The organism is Streptomyces sp. NPDC026538, from assembly GCF_055567535.1.
Genome location: NZ_JBVHQG010000014.1, coordinates 280,529 through 290,422 on the forward strand (window position 1 = coordinate 280,529; position 9,894 = coordinate 290,422).

Here is a 9,894-nt window from a genome sequence, read left to right on the forward strand (position 1 = left end):
GCGGTAATCTGACCGAACGCGAACGCCCACTCCCCGAAGGGAAACCCCATGCCGCTCGAAGCCGGCCTTCTGGAGATCCTCGCCTGCCCGGCCTGCCACGCCCCCCTCAAGGAGCAGGACGCCGAGCTGATCTGCACCGGCCAGGACTGCGGCCTGGCGTACCCCGTCCGCGACGGCATCCCGGTCCTTCTCGTCGACGAGGCCCGCCGCCCCGCGTAAGCACCACAAGCACAACCACAGCCACAACCGCGACCGCAAAGCACCAGGACCCCGGCAACCGGAGGCCGCTCCCATGCTCGACGAATCGCTGCTCGACACACCGGAGGGCCTCGCCGAGGCAGACCGCCGAGGTCTGCTGCGCGGCGCGGCCGAGGCCGGCGCCCGCGTCCGCACCGCGGCCCGGCACGCCATCGAGGCGGGTGTCCAGGAGCTGAAGCCGGACGGCCGCCCGCGCGCCGTCCTGATCGCGGGTCCCGGGGTCGCCGCCACCCACGCCGCCGACCTCCTCGGCTCGCTGGCCGGCCCCGGCAGCCCGGTCATCCGGCTGGCCCCCTCCGGTGTCGCCCCGGCCGCCGGTGCCCTGCGCTGGGAGCTGCCCGGCTGGGCCGGCTCCGTCGACCTGCTGCTGATCGCCACGCCGGACGGCACCGAACCCAGCCTGTCCCTCCTCGCCGACCAGGCCTACCGGCGCGGCTGCTCGGTCGCCGCCGTGGCCCCCGCGGGGACCCCGCTCGCCGAGGCGGTGGCCGGCGCCCACGGCATGTTCGTACCGATGGCGACGGCCCCGTACGACCAGGGCGAGCCGCTCGCCGGCTCCTCCCCGGGCGTCCTGTGGGCGCTGCTCACTCCGCTGCTGGTGCTCCTCGACCGCATCGGCCTGGTCACCGCCCCGCCGGAGGACCTGGAGAAGGTCGCCGACCGCCTCGACCGGGTCGCCGAGCGCTGCGGCCCGGCCATCGTGACCTACAGCAACCCCGCCAAGACCCTCGCCTCGGACCTCGCCGACGCGCTCCCGGTGGTCTGGACGGAGGGCGTCTCGGCCGGCCCCGCGGGCCGCCGCTTCGCCGCCGCCCTCGCCGAACTGGCCGGCCGCCCCGCCCTGGCCGCCGAACTCCCCGAGGCGCTGGCGGCCCACCACGCCCTGCTGGCCGGCCCGCTCGCCGCCAGCGCCGACCCGGACGACTTCTTCCGCGACCGCGTGGAGGAGGCCCCCGCGCTGCACGCGCACGTGGTGCTGCTGCGCGACCGCCCCCTCGGCGGCCTCACCGCCGCGCCCGCCGCCCGCGAGCTCGCACTCGGCCACGACACCCCGGTCAGCGAGCTGGAGCCCGAGGAGGGCGACGAGCTGGAGACCCTCGCGGAACTGATCGCCGTCACGGATTTCGCCGCCGTTTACCTGGCGCTCGCATCGGGGGCCTGAGATGGACACCGACACCGGTCTCGCCGTACGAAGGACGACCTGAGGGCCGTACCGAAGGCGAACCGGTGGGGAAACACGCGGTGAACACGGCCGCTGGACACCGGTACACGCGCACGTACCTCGGCGTACGTGCTCGTCCACCGGCGTACGTGGCCGTGGACCCGTCGCGGATCGCGGATCGCGGAACGTCGTACGCCGTTGTACGGCGCGCCCCGCGTCCCCCAGGCGACCCTGTTCGCCGGCCGCCCCGTACGTAAGAGAACCGGCAGAGAGAAGTCATGGACCGCCTCGACAACACCATCCGCCCCTACGCCTGGGGTTCCCCGACCGCCATCCCGAAGCTGCTCGGGGTCGAACCGAGCGGCGAGCCGCAGGCGGAGATGTGGATGGGCGCGCACCCGGGCGCTCCCTCGCGCACCGCGCGCGGCACGCTCGGCGAGGTCATCGACGCGAACCCGAAGGCCGAGCTGGGCGAGGCGGCCGTGGCCAAGTTCGGTCCGCGGCTGCCCTTCCTGCTCAAGATCCTCGCGGCCGGCGCCCCGCTCTCCCTCCAGGTGCACCCCAACCTGGAGCAGGCGCGGGAGGGTTACGAGGACGAGGAGCGGCGCGGGATCCCGGTGGACGCCCCGCAGCGGAACTACAAGGACGCCAACCACAAGCCCGAACTGATCTGCGCGCTCACCGAGTTCGACGGGCTGTGCGGCTTCCGCGCCCCGGAACAGGCCGCCGAACTCCTCGAAGCCCTCGGCGTCGACTCCCTCAAGCCGTACGTCGACCTGCTGCGCGCCCACCCTGAGGAAGCGGCCCTGCGCGAGGTCCTCACCGCGATCCTCACCGCAGACCGTGAGGAGATGGCCCACACGGTCGCCGAGACCGCCGCCGCCTGCACCCGCCTCGGCGGCGACCACGCGCCCTACGCCGACCTCGCCCACCACTACCCGGGCGACCCCGGCGTGATCGCCGCCATGCTCCTCAACCACGTCCGCCTCCAGCCCGGCGAGGCGCTCTTCCTCGGCGCCGGCATCCCGCACGCCTACCTCGACGGCCTGGGCGTCGAGATCATGGCCAACTCCGACAACGTGCTGCGCTGCGGCCTGACCCCCAAGCACGTCGACGTCCCCGAACTCCTGCGTGTCGTCCGCTTCGAGGCGGGCGACGCCGGCGTGCTGCGTCCCGAGGCCGCCCCGGACGGCGAAGAGGTCTACGAGACGCCGATCGACGAGTTCCGGCTCTCCCGGTACGTCCTGCCCGAGGGTGTCGGCCCCCACGACCTGACCCTGTCGACCCCGCAGATCCTGCTCTGCACGGCCGGCGCGGTCCGGGCGGGCGAGGAGGAGTTGACCCCCGGCCAGTCGGTGTTCGTCCCCGCGGGCGAAAAGGCGGAGGTCTCGGGCGCGGGCACGGTCTTCCGTGCCACGGTGATCGTCTGAGGGATCCGTGTTTCCGGATGGGTCTGATTGTCGTACGGGATTGTGGATACCTGACGAGCCGCTCCCCGGCAGGGCTGCAAGAATGACCCATCCGGCAAAGCACGGGCAAAGACGAGCGCACGCCTGGACGGCGTAGACGGACGACGGCGAGAAGGGACATCGCGGACACATGAGCGCGTCAGGCGGCACCAGGGCGATCGTGGCGGCACTCGGCGCCAACCTCGCGATCGCGGCAGCGAAGTTCGTGGCGTTCGCCTTCAGCGGTTCCTCGTCGATGCTCGCCGAGGGCGTGCACTCGGTCGCCGACTCCGGCAACCAGTTCCTGCTGCTCATCGGCGGCAAGAAGGCCCAGCGCGAAGCGACCCCGCAACACCCCTTCGGCTACGGCCGCGAGCGGTACATCTACGCCTTCCTCGTCTCGATCGTCCTCTTCTCGGTCGGCGGCATGTTCGCCATCTACGAGGGCTACGAGAAGATCAGCCACCCCCACCAGGTCGAACACTGGTACTGGCCGGTGGGTGTCCTGGTCTTCGCGATCATCGCCGAGGGCTTCTCGTTCCGCACGGCCATCAAGGAGTCCAACCAGCTGCGGGGCAAGCTGTCCTGGTCGCAGTTCATCCGCCGCGCCAAGGCCCCCGAGCTGCCGGTGGTCCTCCTCGAGGACTTCGGCGCCCTCATCGGCCTGGTCCTCGCCCTCGGCGGCGTCGGCCTCGCCCTGCTCACCGGCGACGGCGTCTGGGACGGCATCGGCACGGTCTGCATCGGTGTCCTCCTCGTCCTGATCGCCCTCGTCCTCGCCGCCGAGACCAAGTCCCTTCTTCTCGGCGAGGCCGCAGGCGTCGAACAGGTCCAGAAGATCGAGGCCGCGATCGTCGACGGCGACGCGGTCACCGGCATCATCCACATGCGCACGCTCCACCTCGGCCCCGAGGAACTGCTCGTCGCCGCCAAGATCGCCGTGCAGCACGACGACACGGCCGCCGAGGTCGCCAACGCCATCAACGCCGCCGAGGCCCGCATCCGCACCGCGGTCCCCATCGCCCGCGTGATCTACCTCGAACCCGACATCTACAACGAGGCCGAGGCCGCCAAGGGCCCCGACCCGGAAGCCACCCCGGGCGGCCCGACCCCCCACCCCGCCGGCCACTGAGCCTTCCCGGACCGCCACGATGGTCCTGGGCGACGCCTACGGTCGCGTCCGCGCCACCGGCTGTGGCCGCGGCTGCGCCCGTGCCCCGGGGCCACGGTTCTGGCTCAGCGCACGCCGAACATGGCCCGCCGCCCCCGTCGAACGGGGAGGCGGGCCCGCCGTCATCCGATCACCCGACCTCGCTCAGCACGACGCCGTCTGCGTCTCTGACATCGTTGTCGGCCAATACGTCTCGGCCCCGATGGACCCCTGTGTCTCCACCTTCATCTCGACACCGCGGCTCTGAGCGGCCTGCGCGAGCTTCTCGGCTGCCATGTAGGTGTGCGCGATACCTGTCGGGCATGCGGTCACCGCCAGCAGCTTCACCTTCTTCGGCTCGTCACCGTGGCTGCCCGTGGGGGGAGGGCCGGCCGGACTGGTCACGTCGATCTCCTCACGCCTTCGTCACACGAAACGCCGTCCCGGACGCCCCGTGCGCGCGATCGGAACTCCCGATCTCCCTGCATCCTGCAACACCCCCACCCCTGCCCAAAGACGCGAAAGTCCTGGTTGATCCCCTTCTGTTCGACCCTGCGCACCCCCTCGCCGAGACCCTCATCACCTCTTCACATCCCGCCCATCCGACGGCGCTCGCCCCCTCGAACGGCGTGAACTGTTCGGAGGCGGACTGGGGACGCCCGCCCCACCGGTGTAGCTTGGGACGGAGCCAGACGTCGCTGCTGATGGCGGTCGGGCGGTCCCATGCGGGCCGGCCGAGGGAGAGAGGGCCTCCGACGGACTGCGCTGCGCGCACGTGGGCATGCCTGTGTCCTCTTCTCGGGCACCCCTGTGTCCGCCGCCGCGCAGACCAGCCGTACCCACCCTCGACCCGATACCGAGGAGCAGCTCGCAATGACGACTGTCGACAACCGACAGGACTTCAAGGTCGCCGACCTCTCCCTGGCCGACTTCGGCCGCAAGGAGATCACCCTCGCCGAGCACGAGATGCCCGGCCTGATGGCGATCCGCAAGGAGTACGCCGACGCGCAGCCGCTGGCCGGCGCCCGCGTCACCGGCTCCCTGCACATGACCGTGCAGACCGCCGTCCTGATCGAGACCCTGGTCGCCCTCGGCGCCGAGGTCCGCTGGGCGTCCTGCAACATCTTCTCCACTCAGGACCACGCGGCCGCCGCCATCGCCGTCGGCCCGAACGGCACGCCGGACAACCCGCAGGGCGTCCCCGTCTTCGCCTGGAAGGGCGAGACGCTGGAGGAGTACTGGTGGTGCACGGAGCAGGCGCTGACCTGGCCGAACACCCCCACCGGCGGCCCGAACATGATCCTGGACGACGGCGGTGACGCCACCCTCCTCGTCCACAAGGGCGTCGAGTACGAGAAGGACGGCAAGGTGCCGTCCGTCGACACCGCCGAGTCCGACGAACACCGCGTCATCCTCGAACTCCTGCACCGCACCATCACGGACGGCTCGCAGAAGTGGACCCAGCTGGCGTCCGAGATCCGCGGCGTGACCGAGGAGACCACGACCGGCGTCCACCGCCTGTACGAGATGCAGCGCGACGGGGAGCTCCTGTTCCCGGCGATCAACGTCAACGACGCCGTCACCAAGTCGAAGTTCGACAACAAGTACGGCTGCCGCCACTCCCTGATCGACGGCATCAACCGCGCCACCGACGTTCTGATCGGCGGCAAGACCGCGGTCGTCTGCGGCTACGGCGACGTGGGCAAGGGCTGCGCGGAGTCCCTGCGCGGACAGGGCGCCCGCGTGATCGTCACCGAGATCGACCCGATCTGCGCCCTGCAGGCCGCGATGGACGGTTACCAGGTCACGACCCTCGACGAGGTCATCGACAAGGCCGACATCTTCGTCACCACGACCGGCAACAAGGACATCATCATGGCCTCGGACATGGCCAAGATGAAGCACCAGGCCATCGTCGGCAACATCGGTCACTTCGACAACGAGATCGACATGGCCGGCCTCGCCAAGATCCCCGGCATCGTCAAGGACGAGGTCAAGCCGCAGGTTCACACCTGGAAGTTCCCCGACGGCAAGGTGATCATCGTCCTCTCCGAGGGCCGCCTGCTGAACCTGGGCAACGCCACCGGTCACCCGTCGTTCGTGATGTCCAACTCCTTCGCGGACCAGACCCTGGCCCAGATCGAGCTGTTCACCAAGCCCGACGAGTACCCGGTCGGCGTCTACACGCTGCCCAAGCACCTCGACGAGAAGGTCGCCCGCCTGCACCTGGACGCACTCGGCGTGAAGCTCACGACGCTGCGCCCCGAGCAGGCCTCGTACATCGGCGTGAAGGTCGAGGGCCCGTACAAGTCGGACCACTACCGCTACTGAGATACCGCTACTCGGGTACCGCTGTTGAGGTACCGCGACCGAGGTGCCTCAGCTGAGTCCGTGGCCCGCCGTCCGGGAGAGCACGCCAGTGCACTGACGCGCTCTCCCGGAGGCAGGCGCTCCGGTCCGTCGAGGCAGGCCCCCGCACCCCCGTGTCGGGGGCCTGCCCCTTTGGTCCGCCGACCCACCCGCGCGGCCGTACCGCAGGACCGGCACCCGGACCCGCAGCCCGCCGAGACTCAGGACCCCCCATGCCCCGCGGCCGTTATTCGCTCCATGATCCGCACGATCACACCCTCCTCGGCGAAGAACACTTCCAGTGCGCCCCCGGCCCCTCCGGCTGGCGTTATGTCTCCCAGGTGATCACCCCCTCCGGTGACCACGGCGGCTCGGTCGACCTCGCCCTCGACGACCTTGGCCGCCCCATCCGCCTCGAACTCCACGCCGGAAGCTGGCGCGTGCGCGGCGCCGCTCTCGACGGCGTCACCTGGGTCCGCACGGACCCCACCGGCATTCATGCCACCGAAGGTCATGTACGCGCCCACGCCTTCACCGGCACGTCCCCCGCGTTTCTGGTCGCCACCGCCCGTCTCCTGCGTCTCACCCCTTCCGCCGCCGCGACCCGCGTACGCCTGGTGGCCTTCACGGACCCGGTCCTCGCCCCGCGCACCGTGGACCAGTCCTGGGCCTTGGTGAAAAGCGAAGCACACGCCACTGACAACGGCCCTCTGACAGTGGACGAATACCAGGTCACAGCCCTGGACACGGGAGAACAGCACAGCGTGCACCTCGCCGGCGACGTGGTCCTGGCGGCACCCGGAATCGAGCTCGAGGACCTGCAGTCGCCGCCTTCCGTCTTCGACGACTGACCCGGCGCGGCGCCGGTTTCGCGCCTAGGCCGGCGGCACGAAACCAGTCGAGGGCCGCTCGGTCGCTGGAGGCATGGCGGACGTAGGAGCCTGGGGCTGCTCCACCGGCGGGGGATACGTCATGGCCGGTTCCGCGGGGCCAGGCCGGTACGAAGGCGATGGAGGCACGGGCATGTTCGGCGCACCCGGCTCCGGGGGAGCGTAGCCATGGGGCGCACCCGGCTCCGGAGGAACGTACCCATGGGGCGCACCCGGCACCGATGGGTCGCCGTAGCCGTAGCCATAGGGAACACCGGGTGCCGGCGGGGCGTACGCGTTCGGCGCGCCGGACTCCGGGGGAGTCTGCCCGGCGAAGGCCCGCCTGGCCTCGCGTGCCTGCCGCTCCTGCGCCACCGCCGCCAGATATGCCGCCGGCGGAATGCCCTGCGGTGCCGGAGTCCCCGTCCGGGCCGCGAGGTCGGTCGCGAGCTGCTCGGCCATCGCCCAGGAGACCTGCGGATCGAGCTGCTGCATCCGCGTCAGGTACTGCCGTACGGCAAGCCACAACCCGTCCGGAACGGCAGACAGGTCCAGCTCGGCGAAACGTCCCGCCAACCAGGGCGGAGGCGGCGGAATGAAGCGGGTCTGCCCGACCGGCACCCGCTCACGTACGACCAGCGTCCCCGCGAACACATCCCCCAGCCGCCGGCCACGCGCCGAGACCAGCGAGGCGATACAGGCGACGACCCCGAACGTCATGAGAATCTCGACGACGCCGAGAGCACCACGCACCAGCGCGTGCCGGAACCGGATGGGCCCGCCGTCATCGCGCACCACGCGCAGTCCGCAGGCCATCTTCCCGAGCGAGCGCCCATGACTCAGGGTCTCCACCGCTATCGGCCCGCCCACCAGCAGCAACAGGAAGGCCGCCAGCGACAGCGCGACCTGTGCGGCCTCGTCCAGCGAGGCCGTGGCCGCCACCAGGCCTATGGACACACCGATGTACACGGTGATGGCCACGACCAGGTCCAGCAGCACGGCCAGTGCCCTGCTGGGCAGCCTCGCGGGACGCAGCTCGAGGGCCACCGCCTCACCCGTCACCAGCTCACTCACGCCCGCCGCCTTCCCCTGGTCTGCCCTGTACAGCGCAAGTCTGCCAAGCTGAGAGCGCATCGCGCCGCAGTACGACAAGCTGACAGCTAAGACAGGCAGTCGACGACCAGCCGAGGAGCAGGCAGACCCGATGGACCTCGACGTCTTCGTCTCCGCACACCGAGCCGAGTGGGACCGCCTCGACGTGCTGCTCCGCCGCCAGCGGCGCCTCAACGGAGCGGAAGCCGACGAACTCGTCGCCCTCTACCAGCGCACCGCCACACACCTCTCCCTGATCCAGTCCAGCGCTCCCGACCCACAGCTCGTCGGACGCCTCAGCCAACTCGTGGCACGCGCGCGTAGCGCTGTGACAGGCACCCGCCGCGCCTCCTGGCGCGATGTCGCCCGCTTCCTCGGGCAGGGATTTCCGGCCGCCGTCTACCGCTCCCGTCACTGGTGGGTCCCCACCGCGCTCATATCCACCGCCGTCGCGATCCTTCTGGGGTGGTGGATCGGCACCCACCCGGATGTGCAGTCGACCATCGCCGCCCCCAGCCAGCTCCGCGAGCTGACCCGGCCCGGCGGTGAGTACGAGACCTACTACTCCAGCCATCCCGCGGCTTCGTTCGCCGCCCAGGTGTGGACGAACAATGCCCAGGCCGCCGCGATGTGTCTGGTCCTGGGCGTCTTCCTCGGGCTCCCGGTCCTGTACATCCTGCTGGAGAACATGCTCAACCTGGGTGTCGGCTTCGGTCTGATGTCATCGGCCGGCCGTCTGGACGCCTTCCTGGGCCTGGTCCTCCCGCACGGCCTGCTCGAACTCACCGCGGTCTTCGTCGCCGCGGGTACCGGGCTCCGCCTCGGCTGGACCGTCATCGACCCAGGCCCGCGCAGCCGCCGCAACGCCCTCGCCGAAGAGGGCCGTGCCGCCGTGGGCATGGCGATCGGGCTGGCCCTGGTCCTGTTCGTCTCCGGAGCCATCGAAGGCTTCGTCACCCCGTCCGGCCTGCCCACCTGGGCCCGCATCGGCATCGGAGTCGTCGCTGAGCTGGCCTTCCTCACCTATGTCTTCGTCCTGGGCGGCCGTGCGGCACGCGCCGGCGAGACGGGCGACCTCGAGGAGACCGAGCGCAGCGCGTTCGTCCCAACGGCCGCCTGATGTGCGCAGACCCCCCGTGAGCTGCTAGTCTCCTCTTCGCCCCGGAAGACCTGTTGACACAGGTCCGGCGGGGAGGTAGATTCAAACAGTTGCCTAGAACTGGACAAGTTCAGGGCCGATCGTTAGAATCGATCTGCTTCATAACGGAGAGTCCTCTCCGAACATCGAAGCCACCTCCGATTTACTCAGAAACGAGTGGCCGGTCAGACCGGCCAAGAGCTTCTGATAAAGTCGGAAACGCCGAAAGAGAGCCGGAAGGCAATCGAATAGGCAAAGGCCCTCCAACGGCCACTGGAAATGAATTCCGACCGGGAACGGAACGGAAAACGGATCTGGTAAGGTTGGAAACACCGAAGGGAAGCCCGGAGGAAAGCCCGAGAGGGTGAGTACAAAGGAAGCGACCGTTCCTTGAGAACTCAACAGCGTGCCAAAAGTCAACGCCAGAT

9 protein-coding genes and 1 pseudogene are annotated in these 9,894 nt (G+C 70.2%); 7 read left to right on the forward strand and 3 right to left on the reverse strand.

Annotation, left to right across the window (positions count from 1 at the left end; translation table 11 throughout):
- The first annotated feature begins 48 nt into the window (after nt 1–48).
- The 4 genes from ACZ4N4_RS40805 (at nt 49) to ACZ4N4_RS40820 (ending at nt 4,000) form a co-directional block, all read left to right on the forward strand.
- Complete coding sequence (locus ACZ4N4_RS40805; RefSeq protein ID WP_020940431.1) at nt 49–219, forward strand: Trm112 family protein; 171 nt, start codon at nt 49–51, stop codon at nt 217–219.
- Nucleotides 220–292: 73 nt separating this feature from the next.
- Nucleotides 293–1,420, forward strand: a complete 1,128-nt coding sequence (locus ACZ4N4_RS40810; protein WP_467598632.1) for an SIS domain-containing protein — start codon at nt 293–295, stop codon at nt 1,418–1,420.
- Nucleotides 1,421–1,698: 278 nt separating this feature from the next.
- Complete coding sequence (manA, locus tag ACZ4N4_RS40815) at nt 1,699–2,850, forward strand: mannose-6-phosphate isomerase, class I (protein WP_453564561.1); 1,152 nt, start codon at nt 1,699–1,701, stop codon at nt 2,848–2,850.
- Nucleotides 2,851–3,019: 169 nt separating this feature from the next.
- Nucleotides 3,020–4,000 carry a cation diffusion facilitator family transporter gene (locus ACZ4N4_RS40820; RefSeq protein WP_467598635.1) on the forward strand — a complete coding sequence of 327 codons (981 nt, stop codon included), beginning with the start codon at nt 3,020–3,022 and terminating at the stop codon, nt 3,998–4,000.
- A gap of 181 nt (nt 4,001–4,181) precedes the next feature.
- Here the strand turns inward: ACZ4N4_RS40820 and ACZ4N4_RS40825 are convergent.
- Nucleotides 4,182–4,423, reverse strand: a pseudogene (locus ACZ4N4_RS40825) (PTS fructose transporter subunit IIB); the annotation flags it as partial.
- A gap of 468 nt (nt 4,424–4,891) precedes the next feature.
- On the opposite strand from ACZ4N4_RS40825, the gene ahcY reads away from it, so the two are divergent.
- A complete protein-coding gene (gene ahcY, locus ACZ4N4_RS40830) occupies nt 4,892–6,349 on the forward strand; it encodes an adenosylhomocysteinase (RefSeq protein WP_453564556.1) in 1,458 nt (485 codons plus the stop codon).
- A gap of 251 nt (nt 6,350–6,600) precedes the next feature.
- Complete coding sequence (locus ACZ4N4_RS40835; RefSeq protein WP_467598638.1) at nt 6,601–7,218, forward strand: hypothetical protein; 618 nt, start codon at nt 6,601–6,603, stop codon at nt 7,216–7,218.
- 24 nt (nt 7,219–7,242) lie between these two features.
- On the opposite strand, the gene ACZ4N4_RS40840 is transcribed toward ACZ4N4_RS40835, so the two are convergent.
- Nucleotides 7,243–8,310 carry an RDD family protein gene (locus ACZ4N4_RS40840; protein ID WP_453564551.1) on the reverse strand — a complete coding sequence of 356 codons (1,068 nt, stop codon included), beginning with the start codon at nt 8,308–8,310 and terminating at the stop codon, nt 7,243–7,245.
- 130 nt (nt 8,311–8,440) lie between these two features.
- Here ACZ4N4_RS40840 and ACZ4N4_RS40845 point away from each other — a divergent pair, with 130 nt between their 5' ends.
- Nucleotides 8,441–9,448, forward strand: a complete 1,008-nt coding sequence (locus tag ACZ4N4_RS40845) for a stage II sporulation protein M (RefSeq protein ID WP_450765731.1) — start codon at nt 8,441–8,443, stop codon at nt 9,446–9,448.
- 138 nt (nt 9,449–9,586) lie between these two features.
- On the opposite strand, the gene ACZ4N4_RS40850 is transcribed toward ACZ4N4_RS40845, so the two are convergent.
- The coding region (locus ACZ4N4_RS40850) for a hypothetical protein (protein WP_467598642.1) at nt 9,587–9,894 on the reverse strand (308 nt) is incomplete at its 5' end.